The organism is Actinokineospora cianjurensis, assembly GCF_003663795.1.
Lineage (GTDB): Bacteria > Actinomycetota > Actinomycetes > Mycobacteriales > Pseudonocardiaceae > Actinokineospora > Actinokineospora terrae.
In genome coordinates this window covers 164,347-186,831 of record NZ_RCDD01000002.1, presented here as the reverse complement: position 1 = coordinate 186,831, position 22,485 = coordinate 164,347, and the positions used below count along the sequence as shown (strand labels likewise).

Sequence of the window (22,485 nt, the reverse complement as noted above, 5' to 3'; positions counted from 1 at the left end):
GGCCACCCGGGTACCGCCACCGGAGGCCCACTGGCCAACCGGTGCTACCGATGAGTAACCTGCCGTCATGCGACTCGGACTGAACATGGGCTACTGGGGTGCGGGCAACGACGCCGCGAACCTGGAGTTGGCGCGCGAGGCCGACCGGCTCGGCTACTCGGTGGCCTGGGTCGCCGAGGCGTACGGCTCCGACGCCCCGTCGGTGCTGGCCTGGGTGGCCGCGCAGACCGAGCGCATCGACGTCGGCAGCGCCATCCTGCAGATCCCCGCGCGCCGCCCGACCATGGCCGCGATGACCGCCGCCACCCTCGACACCCTCTCCGGCGGCCGGTTCCGGCTCGGCCTCGGCGTGTCCGGACCGCAGGTCTCCGAGGGCTGGTACGGGGTCAAGTTCGACAAGCCGCTGGCCCGCACCCGCGAGTACGTCGACATCGTGCGCTCGGCGCTGCGCCGCGAACGGGTCGACTACCAGGGCGCGCACTTCGTGCAGCCGCTGCCGGACGGGCCGGGCAAGGCGCTCAAGCTCACCGTCCACCCGGTGCGCGACCAGATCCCGATCTACCTCGCCTCCATCGGTCCGAAGAACCTCGAACTCACCGGCGAGATCGCGGACGGCTGGCTGGCCATCTTCTACTCCCCGGAACACGGCCGTGAGTCGCTAGAGCTCATCGCCAAGGGCCGCGCGAAGTCGGGTAAGACCCTGGAAGGCTTCGACGTAGTGCCTACGACCCCACTCGTGGTCGAAGACGACTGGCGCGTCGCAGCCGACACCGTCCGCCCCTACGCCGCCCTCTACGTCGGTGGCATGGGTAGCCGCGAGCAGAACTTCTACAACAACCTGGCCTGCCGCATGGGCTACGAGGCCGAGGCCGCCGAGTGCCAGGACCGCTACCTCGCCAGGGACTACGCGGGCGCGGCCGCCGCGGTGCCGCTCGGGTTCATCGACTCCACCTCGCTGCTCGGCCCCAAGGAGCGCATCGCCGAGAAGATGCAGGCGCTCGCGGAGTCGGGGGTCACCACGCTGACCGTTTCCCCCATCCTGCAAGATTCGGAGCGCAGCAAGGCGGCCCTCAGGGTGGCCGTGGACGCTCTGGATCTCGCGGGAGTCGGTAGTTGACCTGGTTGCAAGCAATCGTCCTCGGCATCGTGCAGGGGCTCACCGAGTTCCTGCCGATCTCGTCCTCGGCGCACATCCGGATCGTCTCGGAGCTGTGGTTCGGCGGTGACGCGGGCGCCTCGTTCACCGCCGTCATCCAGCTGGGCACCGAGACCGCGGTCATCATCTACTTCGCCAAGGACATCTGGCGGCTGCTGCGCGCCTGGTTCGTCGGCTTGTTCACCTCGGCCGCCCGCAGCGACCCGGACTACAAGCTGGCCTGGTACGTGATCATCGGCTCCGCGCCGATCGCGCTGCTGGGCGTGGTGTTCAAGGACCTCATCCGCTCCGGCCTGCGCAACCTGTGGATCACCGCCGTCGTGCTCATGGTGTTCGCGGTCATCCTGGCCATCGCCGACGAGCTCGGCAAGCAGCGCCGCGACCAGCTGACCATGCGCGACAGCATCGTCATGGGCTTCGCCCAGGCCATGGCGCTGGTGCCCGGCGTGTCCCGTTCGGGTGGGACGCTCACCGCGGGCATGTTCCTCGGCCTCAAGCGCGAGGCGGCCACCCGGTACTCGTTCCTGCTGGCCATCCCGGCGGTGTTCGGCGCGGGCATCTTCAGCATCCCGGACGTGATGGACCGCGGTGGACCCGGCGTGCAGGCCAGCATCCCGCAGACCGTCGTGGCCACCGCGGTGTCCTTCGTCGTGGGCTACGCCTGCGTCGCGTGGCTGCTGCGCTACGTGTCCAAGAACAACTTCATGGTGTTCGTCTGGTACCGCATCGCCCTCGGCGCGGTCCTGTGCGGACTGCTCGCCACCGGGGTCGTCGCACCGACGTGATCACCCACTGCCTAGGCTGATCGCCCATGGCAACACTCGTCCTCCTCCGCCATGCCCGCTCCACCGCCAACGGCTCCGGTGTGCTCGCGGGTCGCAGCGAAGGCGTCACCCTCGACCCGACCGGGCAGCGGCAGGCCGCCGACCTGGTCGACCGGCTCGCCGAGGTGACCCTGCACGGGATCGTCCGGTCCCCGCTGCCGCGCTGCGAGCAGACCGTCACCGCGCTCGCCGCCGCCCGCGGCATCACCCCCGTCGTCGACGACGCCTTCGCCGAGGTCGACTACGGGGCCTGGACCGGCAAGGCCATCAAGGACCTGCTCGCGGAACCGCTGTGGAAGGTCGTGCAGCAGCACCCGTCCGCCGCGGTGTTCCCCGACGGGGAAGGTCTCGCCGACGTCCAGGCCCGTGCCGTCCGCGCGGTCAGGGCGCACGACGCGCGGATCACGGCCGAGCACGGTGAGCGCGCTGTCTGGCTGCTGTGCAGCCACGGCGACGTCATCAAGGCGATCCTGTCCGACGCTCTTGGCCAGCACCTCGACACGTTCCAGCGCATCGTCGTGGACCCGGCGTCGGTCAGCGTCATCCGCTACACCGAGACCCGCCCGTTCGTGCTGCGCATGAACGACGCGGGCAAGGAGTTCGCGAGCGTGGTGCCGCCCGAGCCCAAGCCGGACGAGGCCCCCAGCGGAGACGCCACCGTGGGTGGCACTACCGGGCGCTAGAACCCGAACACGTCGTTGCTGCTGACAATGGCGACGCACTGGTTCGAGAACTGCTCCCGGTAGGTGACGTACTCGCCGTACCAATCGCCCTTGACCGTGACGACCACCGGGTCGTAGTTGTACGTGCAGGGGCGGTTGGTGTCGGGCAACGCCGCGAAGTCGGCGTTGACACCCTTGAGCGCGTCGCACGCCGCCTGCGGGTCCGCGTGGGTGCTGCCGTTGGTGGGGTCGCAGTTGAGGATCGCGGCCTTCGTGTTGCCGTTGCTGAGCCACTGCGTCGTCAACACCAACGACGCCCCTGGCCCCACCGCCACCCTCGGTGCCTCGTCCCGCACCGCCGTCGTCGCGGTGGCGGCCGCGGCGCTACCCACGACCATCCCGGCCAAGAGCACGCTGGTGAGCACGGTGCTGCGCATGGACAACCACATCCCGGGGTCTCGGACTTTCACCTTCCGCGTTCCTGCGTACCCGCCCCGTTGTGCCGCCGGTCGCACCGACCCGGCCAACCACACGATCGTGCGGATATCCCACCCGGCCGAGGATCTGCCCACCGTCGCACCGATGACCAATGAACAAATTATCAACTATTGACTATCAAGATAACCGATGGCTGGCAGGCAGGGGTGGCTCCGGGAACAGCGGAACGCCACGGGCCAACAGCAGCGGCGGACGCTGGGGGGCTTGGTGTCGCGCTGGGGAGGTCAAGGGCATTGGTGGTGCGCTGGGGAGACGGCTACGGATTCGGAGGGCCTGGCTGCGTTTGGGGACGGCTTGAGGGGCAGCAGGCTTGGTTGCGTGGGAGGGCAGTCAGTCCCTGCGGACCGAGACGATGTGGGTGAGGGCGGCGGCGAGGGCCAGGACTGCCAGGCCGATGGGGAGCATCGCGGCGGCCGTGGGGAGGACGTCGGCGGCGTGGCTGGTGTTGGCCATGCGCTTGAAGAGGGTGTTGGGCGGTGACCCCGTGGTCAGCAGCGCGGCGGTCACCAGGACCAGTGCGGCGAGGAGGGCGTGGCCCTGGCGGCGGATCACCAGGCGGGAGCACAGCAGGCCGAACGCGAGCCCGAGCGCCGCGCACAGCAGGTGCGCCATCGCTCCGGCAGGGAGGTCGGCCGCTGTCACCGGACGTGGGTGCATGGCCAGGGGGAGGCCAAGACCGACGATGGTCAGCCCCACCGCGATCAACGCGCTGACCACGACCGCGGCCGCTAGGACCTTGACCGGACCGCGGGCGGCCACGACCGTGATAGCGCGGTGGGTCGGGTCCTCGACGCTGATGACAGCCATCGTCACCCAGGTCGCGCAGACCAACAGGATGCCCGAGTTGAGTGCGTAAACGCCGGGCAGCGGCCCTGAGTCGCTGCCCGCGGAGATACCGACACCGGCGAAGAACAGCAGGACCGGCGCCAGGTAGCGCTGACCGTGGATGGTCGTGGCCAGCGTGTAGCGGACGAGCGCGATCATGGGGCCGCCTTCTCCGGGGTCACGCTGTCGACCGACCAGCCGTGGCGCAACGCGATGGTGAGCAGGGCGTCGGAGTGGTCGCGGTCGACGCGCACGAACAACTGGCCCTGGTGGGTGACGGCGGTGAGGACCCCGCCCACCTCGTCCCAGCCGGGGTCCTCGGTGTCCTCGGCGGACCGGGTCAGCGCCACCTCGACCACGGCGCGCCCCGGCGGGGTGGCCTCGGCGATCCTGCCGTCGTGGATGCGGTGGATCCGGGTGGCGTTCGCCCTGGTCACTGACTCGCGGTGATCGGTGAACACGACCGCGCCGCCCGCGGCCGCCACCTCCGCGATGATCGTGGCCAGCACCCCGTGCGCGTCGGAGTCCAGCCCGGACCACGGCTCGTCGAGCACCAGCAACCCGGGCGGCACCAGCAGCGCCTGCGCCAGCGCCACCTTCTGCGCGTTGCCCTTCGACAGCGTCCGCACCTGGGCGTCGAACCCGCCCTGCAGGTCGAGCCGCTCCAGCAACTCCTCCGCCCGGTCCGCGGCCTCGACCGTGGTCATGCCCCGGATGCGCCCGAGGTGCCCCAGGTAGGCGACCGCGGAGAGGCGTTCGTTGGGCGGGAACCGCTCCGGGACATACCCGACGACGTCCGGGCGCCCGGTGATCGCGCCGACCGTCGGCCGGGACACCCCGACCATCAACCGCAGCAGCGTCGACTTCCCCGACCCGTTGCCGCCGACGACCGCGACCACCGCGCCTGGCTCGACAGTCAGGTCTACCTCGCGCAGCACCCAGTTGCCGCCGCCGTAGCGCTTGCTCACTGCCTCCACGCTCAGCATGAGGCCACCTCAGCTCGTGCCGGGGTCCTCGTGGTCGGCCAGCAGTTGGACCTGGGCGAGCCGGGTAGGACCGTCGAACACGAGACGGTAATGCCGGTGGTGTTCGGGTGTTGTTACCTGGAACGGGCGAGTCTGCCGCCGCCACCGGAAAACCTGGTCCACCCGCCGGTCCAGCTCGCGCCAGTCACGTCCGTCGGAGGACCCCAGCAGGGTCCAGGCGGTCGGATCGGGACCGGTCGACGCCGAGGTCAGCGTGTAGAGCACGACCCGGCCGGCGACGTCCACGGTCACCGGACCGTCCACGGTGGTCTCGGTGCGGGCGGTGTCGTCGAACAGTTGGCCGGGCAGGCTCGCGGTGAGGTCCCGCAGCGGTAGCCCCGTTCCCAACGGCTCCGGTAGCCGGTCGGCACCCCACAGCGACGGCGTCGGCCCCATCGTGAACTCCAGCCGCGCGCCCGCCGCGATGACGTCGTGGTCGATCCACGCGTGCTCGTGGGGCTCGCCGTTGACCAGGAGCCTCTGGACGTAGACGTTGTCGTGGCTGTTGTCGTGGGCGACGATCTCGAGGTCCCCGCCGTCGAGGTGCACTACGGCACGGCGGAACAGGGGAGAGCCGATGGCGTACACGGGCGATCCGACGCGCAGGGGATAGAGGCCCAGCGCGCTGAAGAGGTACCAGGCCGACATCTCGCCGTTGTCCTCATCGCCGCAGTAGCCCTGGCCGATCTCGCTGCCCTGGTAGAGCCGCGCGAGCACGTCCCGCACGATCTCCTGGGTGCGCCAGGGCCTGCCTAGCTGCGTGTAGAGGTAGGCGATGTGGTGCGCGGGCTGGTTGCTGTGTCCGTACTGCCCCAGTCGGACGTCTCGCGCCTCGATCATCTCGTGGATCGCACGCCCGTAAGAGCCGGGGTATGCGGCGGTCTCAGGGGTCGCGAAGTACTCGTCGAGCTTGTCGGCCAAGGCAGCGGGGCCGCCATGGAGCGCGGCAAGACCCAGCGGATCGTGAGGTACGCCGAACGCGGCGGTCCAGGCGTTGGTCTCGGTGTAGTCGTAACCCCACACCCGGGGGTCGAATTGCTGAGGGGACCACCGCCATGTCTTGTCCCTGCCCTGGAAGAACCCGACGGCGGGGTCGAAGTGGTGGACGTAGTGACGGGCGCGGTCCAGGAAGTAGGCGTGGTTGTCAGCGTCACCGAGTGCGGCCGCCATGTTGGCGATACCGGCGTCGTTGACACAACCTTCCAGCGCCCACGACATGCCCTCGTTGACCGTCATCGGCGTGTAGTGCAGGAAGATCGACCGATCGAGCCCCTTGCGGCCGACACTCTCGTCCGGCGGCACCACCGTCGCGTGGCGCAGAGCCGCGTCGTAGGCGTCCCGCACATCGAACCCGGGCACTCCCTTGCCGTGGGCGTCCGCGAACGCGACATCGGAACTCGTGCCGGTCATGAGGTTCGCGTAACCGGGGGAGGACCACCGTGACACCCAGCCACCGTCGCGGTACTGCTGCACGAAACCGTCGATGAGCTCCCCGCAGCGGGCAGGGTCGAGCAGCGCGTAGGCGGGCCAACAGGTGCGGTAGGTGTCCCAGAACCCGTTGTTGACATAGATCTGCCCGTCCTCGACCGCAGGCGGGCTTACCGGGCTCGCATAGCGCGGACCGGCCTCGGTGATCTCGAAGCCGGAGTTCGGGTAGAGGAACAGCCGGTACAGGCACGAGTACAGCGACGTGAGTTGGTCCTCGGTGGCGCCCTCGACCTCGACACGGTTGGTGATCGCCGCCCACTGGGCCTTCGCGTCGTCCCGCACGGCGTCGAAGTCGCGCTCGTCGAGGTTGCGGGCGGCCTGCTCCGGGCTGATCAACGAGGTCGCGACCCGGAGCGTCACCTGCCGCGTGCCCTCCGGGAACCGCACGAGCATCGTGCTGCTGCGGGTAAGACCACGCCACCGGTGATCCGCGCGCGTGATCGGTACGTCCACCTTCGCGTGGATATACATCCGACCCGCGCCCACAGACAGTCCACTGCGGACGTCCGTGTAGCCGGTGATCGTGTCCCCGTTGACGCTGACCTTGCCGCCTAAACCGACGTTGTCCAGCACCAGATGCGCCGGACCCGGGGGATAGGTGAACTGGAGCACGGCAGCGTGATCCGCTGGCGCTACCTCGGCCCGCACGCCGTTATCGAACTCGACGAGGTAGTGATACGGGTGGGCGTGCTCGTTGGCGTGGTCGAACGTGAGCGCGCGCGCCTGCCTGCCGACCTGCGTCCCGGTTGTAGGCATGAAGTGGAACGTGTGCCGATCGCCCATCCACGGGCTGGGCATGTGACTCAGGCCGATCGCCTGCAACGCGGGCCGGTTCGAGTCGGTGTTGCCCCGGTGGTACTCGTAGGACCAGTTCGTGACCGCCGCGTTCGTGACCGGGATCCAGAAGTTGAACCCGTGCGGCACCGCGGTCGCCGGGATGGTGTTGCCGCGCGAGAACGCGCCGCTGGAGTGCGTGCCCCTGGTCGTGACGATCCGCTCGACCGCGCTCGCGGGCGGCGCCGGGACCGGGCCGATGGCCAGGTCGTCGACCCACCCCGCGAACGACGCCGGGGCGTGCGGGATGTCGACCGCGAGCAGCACGCGCGCGATCGTCTTGCCCGCGGCCGGGTCGAGTCGCACCGCGCGCCGATTCCACTGGCTGGGGAACAGCGCCTTCGACTCGCCCTGCGCGCGGGCGGTCACCGCGTACCCGAGCTGGTCGACCACGCCGAGGTCGGAGAGCCGCGAGCCGTCGGTGAACGCGAGGTCCAGGGCGACGTGCGTGCCCAGGTAGCGGTCGTCGAACTCGGGGAACACGACGTAGGACAGGACATCGCCGCTGATCACCTGCTGGTCGGACCAGAACAGCCGGTTCACCGCCGCGCCCGGTTCGCCCGCCTCGCCCTCGTACCGCAGCGCGCGCAGGCCGGTGAACCCGACACCCGCCTTGGCCGCGGGCGCCGCACGGGGGCCGGGACCGAGGTGCGTGCGCAGGGCGACGACGGGGGAGCGGGCACCGAGTTCCGGGGTGTCGGTCCAGGTCGGGACCGGATCGGCCGCCTCGAAGCAGGTGCGGAACCCGTGCATGCGGCTCACGCTACGCCCGGGCACCCGCAGGCAAGTGATCTTCTGCCCGGATGGCCGATCGTGACGGTGGTCATTTCCCCCGATCCGCCGACTGCCGCGCCAGTAGGGTGCCCGGTCAGGGCGAGGAGGAGGGGCTGGTGCCACCGGGAGTCGGGGAGCTGTTCATCGCGGAGGTCGACCACGACGCCTGGCGCCGCCCGCTGGTGCCGTGGCTGGTCGGTGGCGCCGTCGTCACCGCGACCGGCCTGGCGCTGCTGTTCGTGGGCTGGTTCGGGCTGGTGGTCGCGCTCGCGGGCCTGGCGGCGCTCGCGGCGAAGGTGGGCGGGTACGTGGCCCGCCGCAAACGCCGCTCCAGCCCGCTGATGATCGACCTGGCCGGGGTCACGCTGCCGACCGCCCAAGGTCCCGCCCTGCTGCCCTGGGACACCCTGCGCGCCGTCGTCGTCGACGGCCCCACCCTCCGCTTCCGCGTCCGCCCCAGCGTCACCCCCACCACCCCGGGCGTCACCGGCCTGCACCGCCGCGACGCCTGGCCCGTCGCCTCCGGCCCCGGCCTCCCCCTCGACACCCGCCTGTTCACCCGCGACCGCGACGACATCATCACCGCCCTCCGCGCCTACTCCCACGACTCGATCCGCATCACCGGCTGAGGGCTCGATCGCCCTGGCCAGGTGCTCGCGCCGCAGCACGGCGGCGGCCGGTTGCTTCAGGTGATCTATGCGCCGATCGAGGGTCACCCGTGGTGGGAATCCGACCCCGGTCGTGATCACGCAGCGTGGATGTGACCGTCACTCGGTTGGCGTGCACGTGAATCTGCACGGGCGGGATACAGTCGGCACTCGGGTGTCACTCGATCGTGCACTGGCGAGGGTGGTTCGGCCGTGATCTCTGAGGTGCGTGGGCGGGTTCGGTCGCCGTTGTTGGACCTGGTGCGGTTGACCCGGGTCGTGCGGTGGGGGAGCGGGGCCGAGCCGGTCGAGGTGATCGCGACGGAGGCGGACACGCCGTTCCTCAGCGGGGTGGGGGGTGAGGGCGGGTTGGCGATCAACCCGATGTCGCCGGTCGTGACGCGGGCGGTGGGGCAGGCGCGGCCGCCGGAGGAGTTAGCCGAGGTGTTGCGGGCCGTGACGGCCAGGATCGCGTTGGTGAGCCTGGCGGTCGGCGAGGGTGACGAGCACCCGTTGCGCGCGGCACTCGACGACACCGCCACCCGTGACATCCTCGTGGTCACCGCCGGGGACACCGCCGTCGCGGATCACCCCTGGACCATCCCCGTCCTGTCCTGCACCTCGTCCGGCCGCCCGAGTTGGTTCGTGGACCCGGACCCGGACGCACGCGGCCTCTTCGCGCCAGGCGAAGAGGTGCCAGGACCACAAGGACCCACTACGGGCAACGGAGTCGCCGCGGCCGTCGTCGCCGCCACTGCCGCGTTGCTCTGGTCGATGTTCCCCACCGCGACCGCGCCGCAGGTCCGGTCAGCGCTTCTCATCGGCACCAGCCACCGACCGAGCGGCCCGCCGCTGCTCGACGCCGAACGTGCCCACGAGCAACTCGCGCACTACGCCACCTAAGCGCACACCCAGGACCACACGCCTCTGCCAGCCGCGCACCAGGGCAAGGTCACCCGGAGAGCAGTTGGTCCAGGACCTCCACGCCGAACCGCAGCCCCGCTACCGGCACGCGTTCGTCCACCCCGTGCGCCATCGCCCGGTAGTCGAACCCCTCCGGCAGCAGCAACGGCGCGAACCCGAAGCACTCGATGCCCAACTTGTTGAACGCCTTCGCGTCGGTGCCGCCGCCCATGCAGTACGGCACGACCACACCGTCGGGGTCCTGCGAGTGGATCGCCGCCGCCAGTGTGTCGAACCACGGCGAGTCCACCCGCGACTGCACCGGCGGCTGGTTGGCGATGAACTCCCGCCGCACGCCCGGCCCGAGCAGGTTGTCGATGTCCGACAGCATCCACTCCTCGGTGCCCGGCAGCACCCGCGTGTCCACCTGGGCCTGGGCCACACCCGGCACCACGTTCACCTTGTAGCCCGCTGACAACACCGTCGGGCGCGTGCTGTTGCGGACGGTGTTCTCGACCAGCTTCACCGCCGGGCCGAACCGGGAGATCGTGCCGTCCACATCGTCCCAGTCGACCGGAACGTCCACAGCGGCCGCGGTCTGCTCGATGAACGCGCGCACAGCCGGAGTCAGCACCACCGGCCACTGATGGGCCGCCAAGCGGTGCAGCGAGTCCACAAGCTTCACGACCGCGTTGTCGTCGTTGCGCCTAGAGCCGTGCCCAGACCTACCGGTGGCCGTCAACAGCAGGTGGGCGGTGCCGCGCTCGGCCGTCCCCACCGGGTAGAGCCGCACCAGCTCCCCGTCCGCACGGCGCACCGGCACGGTGTACCCGCCGGACTCGCCGATCCCGACAACGCAACCCTCGAACAGCTCCGGGTGATCCTTGACCAGCCAGTGAGCGCCATAGTCGCTGGTGTCCTCCTCGTCGGCCACGAACGCCACGACGATGTCGCGCTGAGGGACTCGCCCCTCCTCCGACCACCTACCGAGCACAGTCAGCACCGACGCGCACATGTCCTTCATGTCCACCGCGCCCCGACCCCAGACGAAACCGTCGCGAATCTCACCCGCGAACGGGTCCACCGACCACTCGGCGGGATCGGCGGGCACCACGTCGAGGTGCATCTGCACTAGCAGCGCGGGCAGGTCCGACCGCGCCCCGGCCACCCGCGCCACCACGTTCGACCGCCGCGCCGCGCGCTCGAGCAGCACCGGTTTCTGGCCCGCGTCCGTCAGCAGGTCCGCGACCAGTTCCGCCAGGTCGCGCTCACCCCGACCCTGCCCATGGCCGCGGTTGGTGGTGTCGAAGCGGATCAACCGCGCGCACAGGTCCTCGACCGGCTCGGTCATGGGGCGGGTTCTCCTCGTTGGTCGGGGTGCGCCAGGGCCGTTCGGCTCCACCCTGGTCGCTGTCGACGGGGGCGCGCAACGCGAACAGCGCACCCGGTGGGCCGATCGGCGGCAACCAGGTGTGACCATCCGCACGCGGCTGGTACGACCGTCAACGGCCATCGCGCGGATGCGGCCACGCGCGCCTGTGTAATCTCATCTCCCGATGGCCACCAGCACAGAACCGTCCCCACACGTGGATCACCCCTTGGGCGCTGACGACGCGAGCACCGCGAACACCCGGTCCGACCAGGCCGAGACCGTCTCCGACGGTCGCGACGACCAGGTCGACCGGCGGCCGAACCCGCTGCCAGTGCGCACGATCGCGCTCGGCACCGCGGGCAGCCTGATGATCCTGCTCAGCGCGTTCGGCGCCGCCGGGGTCCTCATCAGCGACCCCGTGCTCGGGCACGGTCCCCTGTCCTGGATCCGCTACGGCCACGGCAAGATGCTGGCCACCGCGACCCTCTACATCGGGTTCGCGCTGGTGGTCTGGGCGTGGGTGCGCCTCGGCAGGCACGTGCTGGCCGGTCGGGTCGGATCGCGGCCGGTGCTCGTCGGCGCCGCCTGCTGGATCGCCCCGTTGCTGCTGGCGCCGCCGATCTTCACCCGCGACGTCTTCTCCTACATCGCGCAGGGAGCCCTGCCGCTCTACGGCCAGGACCCGTACGCGGTCGGCCCCATCGTGCTCGGCCTGCAGGAAGTCGTGCAGAACGTCCACCCGTTCTGGCAGACCACCCCGGCCCCGTACGGCCCCATGTTCATCCTGCTGGCCAAGGGCGTCGCCTGGATCACCGGCACCAACATGATCCTCGGCGTCATCCTGATGCGCCTGGTCCTGCTCGGCGGCCTGGCGATGCTGCTGTGGTCGCTGCCCGGCCTGGTCCGCCACCTCGGCGGCCACCTGCCGACCGCGCTGTGGCTGGCCGTCGCGGGCCCGATGACCGTCGTGCACCTGGTCGGCGGCCCGCACAACGACCTGCTGATGGTCGGCTTCCTCGCCGCGGGCACCCTCTGCGTGCTCGACCGCAAGCACGTGCTCGGCATCGCCCTGGTCACCCTCGGCGCCGCCGTGAAGGCCACCGCCGCGCTCGCGCTGCCGTTCCTGGTGTGGGTGTGGGCCGGGCACCTGAAGTCGACGTTCTGGAAGAACTTCACCCGCGCCGTGGCCGCCGCCGTCGCCACCACCGCCGTCGTGTTCACCGCGGTCACGCTGATCGCCGGGGTCAACCTCGGCTGGTTCAACGCGCTGCAGGCCCCCACGATGATCGTCAACTGGCTGTCGATCCCGACCGCCGTCGGCGAGGTCGCGCACTCGATCGTCGACATCTTCTTCGACGCGAACAAGAGCTGGTTCGTCAACACGACCCGGGTCATCGGCGGCCTGCTGTTCTTCGCCATCGCGATCCGCCAGTGGTGGCTCTCGCGCGAGGGCGGCGCCGACGCGGTGCGCCGCATGTCCTACGTGCTCTTCGCCGTCGCCGTGCTCTCGCCCGCGACCCTGCCGTGGTACCTGACCTGGGGCTTCGTCATCGCCGCCGCCCTGCCCTGGCAGCGCAGGCAACTCGCCATCCTGGTCGGCGCCGCGGTGTTCCTGGTCCTCACGTACTCCCCGGCGGGCGAGGACCTCCTCTACAACTGGCCCTTCATCCTCTGCGCCGTCGCCGTCTCGATCCTGTCCGGCGTCTCCCTGGTCCGCAACGACCCCCTGCACCTGTTCACCAAGCACGACGAACTCATCACGGTGGACACCCCGGCGAAGGTCTGAAACCTTCGCTCTGGGCGGACCCGCTCAGAGCGAACATAGAGTCCAACCGCGGCTGCGTGGTCCTAGCGTCGGCGGTATGCGGATCTCTGAGCGTCTGACCATGCTGACCTTCCCCGTTGGACAGGGCTACCTGTGGCGGGATGGCTCGTCACTGACTCTTATCGACACCGGGATCGCGGGTTCCGGGGAGCAGATCGCCCAAGCCGTCGCCGGGCTCGGGCTGGATCCGGCTGACATCGAGCGGGTCGTCATCACCCACGCGCACAACGACCACATGGGCAGTGCCGCCGAGGTCCGGGGATGGCACGGTGCCCAGGTGCTCGCCCACCGCGCCGAGGCCGATGTCGTGCGGGGGATCGCGCCGCCGGGGATTCCGGTCATGGCGGACTGGGAGGTGGAGATCTTCGTCGCGACCCTGCCGCACGTGCCGCCCGCGCCGCCGTGTCCGGTTGATGTGGAGTTGGTGGGTGGAGAGGTGCTCGACTTCGGGGGTGGCGCGCACGTCGTGCCGGTGCCGGGGCATACCGACGGCAGTGTCGCGGTGTTCCTGCCCGCGCACGGTGTCCTGTTCACCGGGGACACCATCGCCTTCCACGAGGGCCGGACGATCCTCGGCGTGCTCAACACCGATCCGGAGCGGGCGGTCGCGTCCATGCGGGTGCAGGCCGACCTCGGCGCCGAGACGGTGTGTTTCGGACACGGGGAACCCCTGGTGACCGGCGGGGCGTCCGCTCTGCGGGCGGCGGTGTCCCGTTTGGAGTGAGTGTGGCGGAGAACGCTCCCAAAACGGCTCGCGCTGACCCCCACCCGGCGGTGAGGATGATCGCGTGACTGGTGTGGCTACTCCCTCCGCCCCTGTCCGCACCCCGTCCCTCGCCCCGCTGGCCACCACCGCCGCCGCCGTGGGGGTCGCGGGCGCCCTCGGTGTCCCGTTCTTGCCGCTGTTCCTCACCGAGGAGGTCACCGCCGACCCGGTCGCCCTCGGCGGGTTCCTCCTCGCTGGCCCCATCGCCAGCGTCCTGACCAGCAGCCTGCTCGGGCGACTGTCCGACAGCAGGGCCATCCGCCGCCTGCTGATGATCGGCGCGGGCCTCGCGGGAGCCGTCGGCTACGGCCTCTACACCGTCACCCGCGACTACTGGCTGCTCCTCGCCGTGTCCATCACCCTGGTCGCCGCCAGCACCTCGCTGATGTCCCAGGTCTTCGCCTACGCGGGCCTGGTCCTGGAGCGGTCCGGCTCCACCAGGGCCCCGCTCGTCATCAGCACCCTGCGGATGCTGGTCTCGGTATCCTGGGTCGCGGGCCCGCCACTGGCCGCGCTGCTGGTCTCGGTCACCGGGTTCACCGGCCTGTTCGCCGCGGTGGCCACCTGCTACGCCCTCGTCGCCGTCGTCACCTGGTTCCTGCCCGAACCCGCCGCCGACCACCGCGAGCACGGCACCGACCGCCCCGCACCCGCACCCCGGCGCAAACTGCTCCTCGCCGTCCCCGCCTTCGCCCTCATCCAGGCCGCGGGCGCGCTCGGCATCATGGCGCTACCGCTGTTCGTCGCCGCCGAGCTGGGCGGCACCGCGGCCGACGCGGGCCTGGTGATGGGCCTGTGCGCGGCACTGGAGATCCCGCTGATGATCGGGTTCGGCGCGCTCGCGGTCCGCACCAGCCAACACCGGCTCGTCCTGGTCGGCATGGTCGTCGCCGTCGCCTACCACGCCGTCATGGCCGCGACCGGCGCCATCTGGCAGGTCGCCGTCGCGCAGCTGCTCAACGCCGTGGTGATCGCCGCGGTCATGGGCGTCGGGATCTCCTACTTCCAGTCCCTCGACCCCGGCAGGCCCGGCGCCGTCACCGCCCTGTTCGGCAACACCACCGTCGCCGGGACCATGGTCGCCGGACCGCTGCTCGGCCTGGCCCAGCAGATCGGCTACCGCGACGCCTACCTCATGTGCATGATCATGGCCGCGCTCGGCGCCGTGCTGCTCGCCCTGGCCCGCCCGTCAGGCCAGCGCGGCCTCGTCCACGGTCAGGGTGCCGTCGTCGGCGTCCAGGACGGCCTCGACCCCGAGCGGGACGGTGAGCTGGCCGGGGCAGTGCCCGAACCCCAGCTCCCACACCATCGGCAACCCGAGGCCACCGAGTAGGTCCTCGGTCACCGTGTAGACCTCCTCCAGCTGCCCGCACCCGGCCCACGAGCCCAGCGCGATGCCCGACACCCCGGTGAACCACCCGGCCCGCAGCAGCTGCGTGAGCATCCGGTCGATCCGGTACGGCGCCTCGTTGACGTCCTCCAGCAGCAGGATCGCCCCGTCCGGCGGCGGGAAGTAGTCCGCGGCACCCAACCCGGCGGTGATCAGCGACAGGTTCCCGCCCACCGTGATCCCCCGCGCCACACCGTGACCCGCGGTGGCCGTGGTCGGACCGATCAGCCGCCGCGCGCTCTCCGGGTAGAACAGGGTGTCCTGCAGGTGCCGCTGCGCGTCGACGTCGAACAACGCGCCCGCGATCATCGGCCCGAACAACGTCACCAGGTCCAGCCGGGCGCCGATGGCGTCGTGCAGGCAGGTCGCGTCGCTCGACCCCACGAACACCTTCGGACCGGCCGCCGCCAACTCCGACCAGTCCAGCAGGTCCAACACGCGTTGGCCGCCGTAGCCGCCGCGCGCGCAGATGACCGCCTCCACCGCCGGGTCGCACCAGGCGCGCTGGAAGTCCCTGGCCCGGTCGGCGTCGCTCCCGGCAAGGTAGGGCAGCTTCGGGTGGTGGCCCAGCACGTGGTCACCGACGCGCACGGTCAGGTCCCAGGACTCCAGCACCGCGATGCCCTCGGCGAGCAGCCGCGGGTCGACCGGCCCAGCCGGGGCCACCACGGCGACGGTGGAACCACGGCGCAGCCGCGGTGGGTGGACACGTCTCATCGGTGCAGCCCCACCTCTGGCGCGTCGGTCTCGATCCCGAAGACCTGCCCGTAGAACGACAACTCGGCCTCGGCCGCCGCCGCGATCGTCGCCGCGGCCCGGAACCCGTGCTGTTCACCGGGGAAGGTCAGATAGGCGTGGGGGACACCGGTGCCATCGAGCGCGGCCACGAACCGGTCGGCCTGCGCGGGCGGGCACACCCTGTCCTCCAGCCCTTGCAGCAACAGCACCGGACCGGCCAAGTGGTCGATGTGCGAGATGGGGGAGCGCTCCAGGTAGCGGTCACGGTGCTCGGGCAGCGACCCGACCAGGCCCTCCACGTACCGGGACTCGAAGTCGTGGCTCTCCACGCCCCCGTCCGCCCACGGCGTCAGGTCCAGGATCGGATACCGCAGCGTCGCGCACCGGAACGTGTCGACGCTCGTGATCGCCGCCGCCGCGGTCCACCCACCGGCGCTGCCACCGCGGATCGCGATCCGACCAGGGTCGGCCAACCCCTCCTTGACCAACGCGGTGGCGACCGTCGCGCAGTCACGCACGTCCGCCACACCCCACTGCTCCTTGAGCAGCTCCCGGAAGGCCCGACCGTGACCGGTAGAGCCCGCGTAGTCGACCGTGACGACCGCGAAACCGCGGCTGGTGAAGTAAGCGATGTCCACGTCCAACGCGGGCACGTAGTGCGAGGTAGGCCCACCGTGCGCGCACACCAGCAACGGCGGCAGCTCCCCGGCAGGCCCCTCGAAGTCCGGGTTCGTCGGCGGGTAGAAGTGCGCCGGGATCCGGTGCCCCTCCGGCGCGTCGAACATCCCCGACCGCGGCTCCGGCAGGTACTCCACCGACGGCAGCTCCCCGGGCGTCCCCAGCACCTCCAGCTCCCCGGTCGACAGGTCCAACCGCACCGCCGTCCAGTCCGACCGAGGACCCGCGGCCGTGGCCACCACGACGCCGTCGGTGTCCGCGTCCAGGTTCGACCACACCGGCAGGTCGGACTCGACCTCGGTCACCGTCCCGGACCGCTCGTCGAGCACCGTCAGCCGGTTGGTCCGCAGCACCGCGAACCGCCCGCGCCCCAGCTGCGCGAACCACTGGTGGCCCGGCTGCCACAGGGCCCCGCCCAGCTCGTGCTCGCCCGGCGCCAGGTTGACCACCGAGCCGTCCAACCCGATCCGGTGCAGGTTCCACCAACCATCCGGGTCGGTCATCACCAGCAGCGAGTCCGCTGCCTCCCACCGCACCTGGCACACCGACTCGCGCGGACCACCCGCGACGACCCGGTGCGGACCCAGCGTCCCGTCCTCGGTGATCGCCGCGACGCACAGCTCGCTGCTGTCCCACGGCATGTTCGGGTGCTCCCACCCGATCCACGCCGCGTGACGCCCATCGGGACTCGGTTGCGGAGACGTCATGAAGTGGTGAGTACGGCCCAACACCCGGGCAGGACCACCGCCGAGAGGTAGCGCCACCAACTCCCGATAGTCCGAGCTGTCCTCGCGCACACACCACACCTCGGCGTCGCCAGGCCCGGCGACCAGGTCCACGTACCGCCAGCCCTGCGGCGTCGACGGCTCAGCGGAGATCGGCGTGGGGTCGGTGCCGTCCCGGTCGGTCAGGTAGACGCGCTGGTCATCCCAGTTCGTGAACACCACCCGCTCGCCCAGCACGAGGTAGGGCAACCCGCCGTACTCGTGGACCCGGCTGCGCACGTTCCACGGCGCCTCCAGCACGCGCCGCACCCGCGCGCCGTCGTGCCGGAACAGCGCCGACCGGCCGCCCTCCAGGGGCTGGCCCTCGGTCCAGAACACCTCGGCGCCGAACCGGCGGACCCACGACGGGGCCGTGCCCGCCCTGGCCACGTCGGCCGCGCCGAGCGGGGACACCCACGTACCGTATGGAGCGATCTTCACCACAGGCAGGACCCTACAGACCCCGCTGTGGTGGCCCGATACGGTGGACCGGTGCGGGGACAGCGGTGGGTACGGCCTGCTCGCCGCCGGGATGTCCCATAAAGTCGGAGGTGCCATGGCCCGTGTCATCCACGTCTTCCGCCAACCCGACCGGTTCGTCGCCGGGACCGTCGGGCAACCCGGTGACCGCACGTTCTACCTGCAGGCCGTCGAGAGCGCCCGCACCGTCAGCGTGACCATCGAGAAGCAGCAGGTCGCCGTGCTCGCCGAGCGCATCGGCTCGCTGCTCGAGGAGGTCCACCGCCGCTTCGGCGCCGAGGTCCCCGACGGGGTGCCCGACACCGACGTCGACGCCGAACCGCTGGTCGTCCCGGTCGAGGAGGAGTTCCGCGTCGGCACCATGGGCCTGGGCTGGGACGCCGAGACCCGCGCCGTCGTCATCGAGCTGCTCGCCGCCACCGAGGGCGAGGTCGACGAGTCGGTCGTGCTCGACGACACCGAGGAGGGCCCCGACGCGGTCCGGGTGTTCCTCAGCCCGACCGAGGCCAGGGCCTTCGCCGAGCGCGCCGACCGGGTGGTCAACGCCGGGCGCAAGCCGTGCCCGCTGTGCGCCGAGCCGCTCGACGCCGGTAACCACGTGTGCCCGCGGCAGAACGGGTACCGCCGCAGCGACGAGGACTGAGGCGCCCGTGCTGCCCACCGACGCCGGCGTCGGCGAGTTCCTGCTGCGCGGCTCCCTGGAGATCGAGGGCAGGCTGGTCGACGCCTCCAACGCCACCCTGCTCTGCGCCATCGAGGCCGACGGGGTCGCCGCCCAGTGCGTCTACAAGCCGGTGCGCGGTGAACGCCCGCTGTGGGACTTCCCCGACGGCACCCTGGCGGGCCGCGAGGTCGCCGCGTACCTCGTCGCCGCCGCGGCAGGTCTGCCTCTTATCCCGCCCACGGTGCTGCGCGAGGGGCCGTTCGGGCCGGGGATGGCGCAGCTCTGGATCGACACCAAGGAGGGCGACGACCTGGTCGACGTCCTGCCCCCCGACGAGGTCCCGCAGGGGTGGCGGCCGATCCTGCACGCCCACGACCGCTTCGGCGACCCCGCGGTCCTGGCCCACTCCGACGCCGCGCCGGTCGCGCTGATGTCCGCGCTGGACGTGGTGCTCAACAACGCCGACCGCAAGGGCGGCCACGTCCTGCACGGCACCGACGGCGGCGTCTACGGCGTCGACCACGGCATCTGCCTGCACCAGGAGAACAAGCTCCGCACCGTCCTGTGGGGCTGGGCGGGGGAGGCCCTGCCGGACGAGGCCGTCGAGGCGCTGCACACGCTGAACGCCGCACTGCGCGGGCCGCTGCCGGGGGAGCTGTCCGCCCACATCACCCGCGCCGAGATCGCGGCGTTGACGACCCGGGTGAAGGCCGTGCTGGCCGCCCCGGTGTACCCGGTCCCGGACGAGGACGGCCGCCCGATCCCGTGGCCCGCCTTCTAGCCCACTCGGGCTAGACACCCATCCCACCTGGCACTTCCCTTGCCGCTCCCCCCATGAACTAGTTATTCACTATCGACTATCAAGATTACCAGTAGCGGGTCTAGATCGGCGCCAGCTCGTAGGGCAGAAGAGCAGCCGGGACGAGAGGGGGCTCAGTTGGTGAGGGTCGCGTGGCGTTCCAGGAACCTCGCCACGTCGTCGGGGTCTTCGAGGGGGAGCGGGTACAGGGCGAGCCGGGTGACGCCGAGTTCCGCGTAGCGGTGGGCGGCGGCCGCGGTCACCTCGACCGGGTCGACCTGCATGAAGTTGATCTCCAGGGCGCCGAGCGCGGCGGGGCGTTCGACCCGGCCCGCGGCCTCGGCCAGGCCGCGCAGGTGTCCGGCGAGGTCGTCGGGGGAGGAGCCGGTGCCGAACCAGCCGTGGCCGCGGGCGACGGCCCGGCGGAACGCGGCGGGGCTGTGCCCGCCGACGACGACGCGGGGGCCGCCTGCGGTGATCGGCCGGGGGTTGGCGTCGACGTCCTGGAAGGACACGTGCCTGCCGGTGAAGGCGACCGGCGCCGGGTCGTTCCACAGGGCGCGCATGGCGTCGATGTACTCGTCGGTGCGGCTGCCGCGTTCCGACAGCGGCACACCGAGCGCGGACAGCTCCGGCTCCAGGTAGCCGCCCGCGACACCGAGGAGCAGCCTGCCGCCGGAGAGCACGTCCAGGCTGGCCGCCTGCTTGGCCAGGACCAGCGGGTTGCGCTGCGGCAGGATGACGATGCCGGTGGCCAGCTCGATCCGCTCGGTCACCGCCGCCACGTAGCTCAGGTGGACCAGCGGGTCGAGCATCGGGTCCTCCGGCGCCATCGGCGAGTCGGGCACCCGCGGGCTGGGCAGCACCACGTGGTCACCGCACCACCAGGACCGGTAGCCGAGGTCCTCGGCCAGTGTGGCCAGTCGCGCCGTCTCGACCGGCCCCAACGTCGCCTTCGCGCTCAACCCGAACGCGCCTTGCTCCACGAGCGGACACCTCCGATTGATCTCCCGAGTACCCGGCAAGGGGAACCAGTCGCGGCTCCCTGTTCTTCCCGGACCCGTCCGTGGGGTTGACGCGCGGTCGTGTCGACACAGCCCGGCGGGTGTTCCATCGTGGAACCGTGGTTGGCCCTACCTGACCGCGTCGCCCGATCCCGGAGGAGCCACGGTGTCCACTTCCGTCACGATCATCGGCGCGGGCCTCGGCGGTCTCGTCCTGGCCCGCGTCCTGCACGTCCACGGCATCCCGGTCACCGTCTACGAGGCGGAGGCATCGCCGACCGCGCGCACCCAGGGCGGCATGCTGGACATCCACGAGGGCAACGGCCAGCCCGCCTTGGCGGCGGCGGGCCTGACCGAGGAGTTCCGCGGCCTCATCCACCACGGCGCCGAGGCGATCCGGATCCTCGACCGGGATGGCAAGGTCCTCTACGAGGAGCCCGACGACGGCACCGGCGGTCGCCCCGAGGTGCACCGCGGGGCGCTGCGCCAGGTACTGCTCGACTCACTCCCGGCGGGCACCGTGGTGTGGGGGCACAAGGTCACCGACGTCCAGAGCCTCGGTGACACCCGGCACGAGGTGAGCTTCGCCAACGGGACCAGCGTGACCACGACCCTGCTCGTCGGCGCGGACGGCGCGTGGTCGCGGGTCCGCCCGCTGCTGTCGGACGCGAAACCGGAGTACGCGGGCGTCTCGTTCGTCGAGACGTACCTGTACGAAAGCGACACACGCCACCCCGCGAGTGCCGAGGCCGTGGGTGGGGGATCGCTGTTCGCGCTCGCGCCGGGGAAGGGGATCGCGGCCCACCGGGAGAGCGGCGGGACCTTGCACACCTACACGCAGCTCATCAAGCCGCGGGACTGGCTCGACGCCATCGACTTCACCGACACCGTTAGCGCTACCGAGCAGGTCGCGCGAGAGTTCGACGGCTGGGCTCCCGAGCTCACCGCGCTGATCACCGACACCGACACCCCGCCGGTCCCGCGCCCCATCAACACCCTGCCGATCGGCCACCGCTGGGACCGGGTGCCGGGGGTGACCCTGCTCGGCGACGCCGCCCACCTCATGGTCCCCAACGGCGACGGCGCCAACGTGGCGATGTACGACGGCTCGGAGCTCGGCCTGGCCCTCGCGGCGCACCCGGATGACGTGGAGGCCGCGCTCGCCGAGTACGAGCAGGCGCTGTTCCCGCGGGCGGCAGAGGCAGCCGCGGACGACATCCTCGGCCTGTACCTCAACGACGACGCGCCCTACAGCCTGGTCGGCTTCTTCGCAGGCGAGGGCCAGGCCCGCTGAGCCACCCGTCAGTCCTCGAAGCCTCTCCCCTGTGTCTCACTATCCGCTATTGACTATCAAGATTACCGATGATGACCCCTCTGGGGCTAGCCGGATTACGGAGCAGCAGAGCATCAAAAGCAGCTGCACACGACAGGGCTGGCCCTTGCCGAGGCGGCGGCGCCGAGTGAGCCGCCGAGGATGCCGATGGGGCCGTGGTCTCGGCGTGCCTCAAGCCGGGGGAGGGGCTGGGTCGCTAGCGTGGCGGTGTGCGCTCTCAGGATTACGGCGACATCCTGTCCGGTAAGCCGCGTCGGCAGATCCCGGAAGTGGTGGCCGAGAACGGTCTCGTGGTGGAAGACGCGGCTACCGGGTTCTGCGGTGCCGTCGTGCGGTTCGAGTACGGCAACGTCGTGCTGGAGGACCGGCACGGCAAGCACCGCCTGTTCCCGTTGACCCCGGCGGGGTTCACCGTGGAAGGACGGACGGTGACGCTCGTGCGTCCCGCGCCTACGCCTGTAGTGACAACGCCGTCACGGTCGGCGTCGGGGTCCACGGCGGTGCAGGGGTTGCGGGCCCGTACCGCGCGGGCGAGCCGGATCTGGGTCGAGGGGATCCACGACGCGGAGCTGGTGGAGTTGGTGTGGGGCCACGACCTGCGGGTCGAGGGTGTGGTGGTCGAACCGCTCGACGGTGTGGACAACCTGGTGGAGCTGGTCGCGGAGTTCGGCACCGGCCCGGACCGGCGGCTGGGCGTGCTGGTGGACCACCTGGTGGCGGGCAGCAAGGAGTCGCGGATCGTCGACGGCGTGCGCGACGAGCACGTGCTGGTGACCGGACACCCCTATGTGGACATCTGGCAGGCGGTGAAGCCGTCGGTGCTGGGGATCGCGGCGTGGCCGGTGGTGCCGCGCGGCGTGCCGTGGAAGGACGGGGTGTGCGCGGCGCTGGGCTGGGGTGAGCCTGCGGACGGGTGGCGGCGGGTGCGGGGGTCGGTGCGCGGGTTCCGCGATCTGGAGGCGCCGCTGGTCGGCGCGGTGGAGCGGCTGATCGACTTCGTGACCGACCCCGGTTCCGGGTGATCGTGCCCGGTGGG

20 protein-coding genes and 1 pseudogene are annotated in these 22,485 nt (G+C 71.1%); 13 read left to right on the top strand and 8 right to left on the bottom strand.

The window, feature by feature from the left end:
• Positions 1-67 precede the first annotated feature (67 nt).
• From CLV68_RS15565 to CLV68_RS15555, 3 genes are read left to right on the top strand one after another with little or no spacing between them, the layout of a single operon-like run.
• Complete coding sequence (locus CLV68_RS15565; RefSeq protein ID WP_121391373.1) at positions 68-1,117, top strand: LLM class F420-dependent oxidoreductase; 1,050 nt, start codon at positions 68-70, stop codon at positions 1,115-1,117.
• Positions 1,114-1,941 carry an undecaprenyl-diphosphate phosphatase gene (locus tag CLV68_RS15560; RefSeq protein WP_121391371.1) on the top strand — a complete coding sequence of 276 codons (828 nt, stop codon included), beginning with the start codon at positions 1,114-1,116 and terminating at the stop codon, positions 1,939-1,941. Before CLV68_RS15565 ends, CLV68_RS15560 begins: the two co-directional genes overlap by 4 nt.
• Positions 1,942-1,967: 26 nt before the next feature.
• Positions 1,968-2,663, top strand: coding sequence for a histidine phosphatase family protein (locus tag CLV68_RS15555; RefSeq protein WP_121391369.1), 696 nt, complete (start codon positions 1,968-1,970; stop codon positions 2,661-2,663).
• Here the strand turns inward: CLV68_RS15555 and CLV68_RS15550 are convergent.
• Positions 2,660-3,079 carry an SSI family serine proteinase inhibitor gene (locus CLV68_RS15550; RefSeq protein WP_170224388.1) on the bottom strand — a complete coding sequence of 140 codons (420 nt, stop codon included), beginning with the start codon at positions 3,077-3,079 and terminating at the stop codon, positions 2,660-2,662. The genes CLV68_RS15555 and CLV68_RS15550 overlap by 4 nt on opposite strands.
• Here CLV68_RS15550 and CLV68_RS33930 point away from each other — a divergent pair.
• Entirely contained in the window at positions 3,078-3,254 is a 177-nt protein-coding gene (locus tag CLV68_RS33930; protein WP_170224387.1) for a hypothetical protein, read from the top strand. The two genes, CLV68_RS15550 and CLV68_RS33930, sit on opposite strands and share 2 nt — an antisense overlap.
• A 216-nt stretch (positions 3,255-3,470) precedes the next feature.
• On the opposite strand, the gene CLV68_RS33925 is transcribed toward CLV68_RS33930, so the two are convergent.
• The 3 genes from CLV68_RS33925 to CLV68_RS15535 are packed head-to-tail and all read right to left on the bottom strand — an operon-like array spanning position 3,471 to position 8,065.
• Positions 3,471-4,124: a hypothetical protein gene (locus tag CLV68_RS33925; RefSeq protein WP_170224386.1), complete on the bottom strand. Its 654-nt coding sequence runs from the start codon at positions 4,122-4,124 to the stop codon at positions 3,471-3,473.
• Positions 4,121-4,951 (bottom strand): ATP-binding cassette domain-containing protein, encoded by an 831-nt coding sequence (locus tag CLV68_RS15540; protein WP_170224385.1) that lies wholly within the window; start codon positions 4,949-4,951, stop codon positions 4,121-4,123. Before CLV68_RS15540 ends, CLV68_RS33925 begins: the two co-directional genes overlap by 4 nt.
• Positions 4,952-4,960: 9 nt before the next feature.
• Positions 4,961-8,065: a GH92 family glycosyl hydrolase gene (locus CLV68_RS15535; RefSeq protein ID WP_211346561.1), complete on the bottom strand. Its 3,105-nt coding sequence runs from the start codon at positions 8,063-8,065 to the stop codon at positions 4,961-4,963.
• Between the two features lie 137 nt (positions 8,066-8,202).
• On the opposite strand from CLV68_RS15535, the gene CLV68_RS15530 reads away from it, so the two are divergent.
• Entirely contained in the window at positions 8,203-8,715 is a 513-nt protein-coding gene (locus CLV68_RS15530) for a hypothetical protein (RefSeq protein WP_147460009.1), read from the top strand.
• Between the two features lie 231 nt (positions 8,716-8,946).
• The gene (locus tag CLV68_RS15525) at positions 8,947-9,636 is read left to right on the top strand and encodes a S8/S53 family peptidase (RefSeq protein ID WP_121391364.1); all 690 of its coding nucleotides are present in this window, start codon (positions 8,947-8,949) and stop codon (positions 9,634-9,636) included.
• Between the two features lie 49 nt (positions 9,637-9,685).
• Here the strand turns inward: CLV68_RS15525 and CLV68_RS15520 are convergent, their stop codons facing one another.
• On the bottom strand, positions 9,686-10,987 hold the full coding sequence (locus CLV68_RS15520) for a M20/M25/M40 family metallo-hydrolase (RefSeq protein ID WP_121391362.1): 1,302 nt from the start codon (positions 10,985-10,987) through the stop codon (positions 9,686-9,688).
• A 247-nt stretch (positions 10,988-11,234) separates the two neighbouring features.
• On the opposite strand from CLV68_RS15520, the gene mptB reads away from it, so the two are divergent.
• From mptB to CLV68_RS34725, 3 genes and pseudogenes are all read left to right on the top strand, one after another.
• Positions 11,235-12,794 carry a polyprenol phosphomannose-dependent alpha 1,6 mannosyltransferase MptB gene (gene mptB, locus CLV68_RS15515; RefSeq protein ID WP_246009891.1) on the top strand — a complete coding sequence of 520 codons (1,560 nt, stop codon included), beginning with the start codon at positions 11,235-11,237 and terminating at the stop codon, positions 12,792-12,794.
• Positions 12,795-12,870: 76 nt separating this feature from the next.
• Positions 12,871-13,557, top strand: a complete 687-nt coding sequence (locus CLV68_RS15510; RefSeq protein ID WP_211346560.1) for an MBL fold metallo-hydrolase — start codon at positions 12,871-12,873, stop codon at positions 13,555-13,557.
• A gap of 64 nt (positions 13,558-13,621) precedes the next feature.
• Positions 13,622-14,485, top strand: a pseudogene (locus tag CLV68_RS34725) (MFS transporter); the annotation flags it as partial.
• A 303-nt stretch (positions 14,486-14,788) separates the two neighbouring features.
• Here CLV68_RS34725 and CLV68_RS15500 read toward each other — a convergent pair.
• Together CLV68_RS15500 and CLV68_RS15495 are read right to left on the bottom strand one after the other, a co-directional pair.
• On the bottom strand, positions 14,789-15,706 hold the full coding sequence (locus CLV68_RS15500; protein ID WP_121391357.1) for a S66 peptidase family protein: 918 nt from the start codon (positions 15,704-15,706) through the stop codon (positions 14,789-14,791).
• Positions 15,703-17,613, bottom strand: a complete 1,911-nt coding sequence (locus tag CLV68_RS15495) for an alpha/beta hydrolase family protein (RefSeq protein WP_121391355.1) — start codon at positions 17,611-17,613, stop codon at positions 15,703-15,705. Before CLV68_RS15495 ends, CLV68_RS15500 begins: the two co-directional genes overlap by 4 nt.
• 112 nt (positions 17,614-17,725) lie before the next feature.
• Between CLV68_RS15495 and CLV68_RS15490 the strand changes: the two genes are divergently transcribed.
• Both CLV68_RS15490 and CLV68_RS15485 read left to right on the top strand, forming a co-directional pair.
• Positions 17,726-18,292, top strand: a complete 567-nt coding sequence (locus tag CLV68_RS15490; RefSeq protein ID WP_121391353.1) for a DUF3090 domain-containing protein — start codon at positions 17,726-17,728, stop codon at positions 18,290-18,292.
• Positions 18,293-18,299: 7 nt separating this feature from the next.
• Complete coding sequence (locus CLV68_RS15485) at positions 18,300-19,094, top strand: SCO1664 family protein (protein ID WP_121391352.1); 795 nt, start codon at positions 18,300-18,302, stop codon at positions 19,092-19,094.
• Positions 19,095-19,246: 152 nt separating this feature from the next.
• Here the strand turns inward: CLV68_RS15485 and CLV68_RS15480 are convergent, their stop codons facing one another.
• Complete coding sequence (locus CLV68_RS15480; protein ID WP_121391350.1) at positions 19,247-20,098, bottom strand: LLM class F420-dependent oxidoreductase; 852 nt, start codon at positions 20,096-20,098, stop codon at positions 19,247-19,249.
• A gap of 184 nt (positions 20,099-20,282) precedes the next feature.
• On the opposite strand from CLV68_RS15480, the gene CLV68_RS15475 reads away from it, so the two are divergent.
• Both CLV68_RS15475 and CLV68_RS15470 read left to right on the top strand, forming a co-directional pair.
• Positions 20,283-21,410: an FAD-dependent oxidoreductase gene (locus CLV68_RS15475; protein WP_121391348.1), complete on the top strand. Its 1,128-nt coding sequence runs from the start codon at positions 20,283-20,285 to the stop codon at positions 21,408-21,410.
• Between the two features lie 248 nt (positions 21,411-21,658).
• The gene (locus CLV68_RS15470) at positions 21,659-22,471 is read left to right on the top strand and encodes a DUF3097 domain-containing protein (protein ID WP_121391346.1); all 813 of its coding nucleotides are present in this window, start codon (positions 21,659-21,661) and stop codon (positions 22,469-22,471) included.
• Positions 22,472-22,485 lie beyond the last annotated feature (14 nt).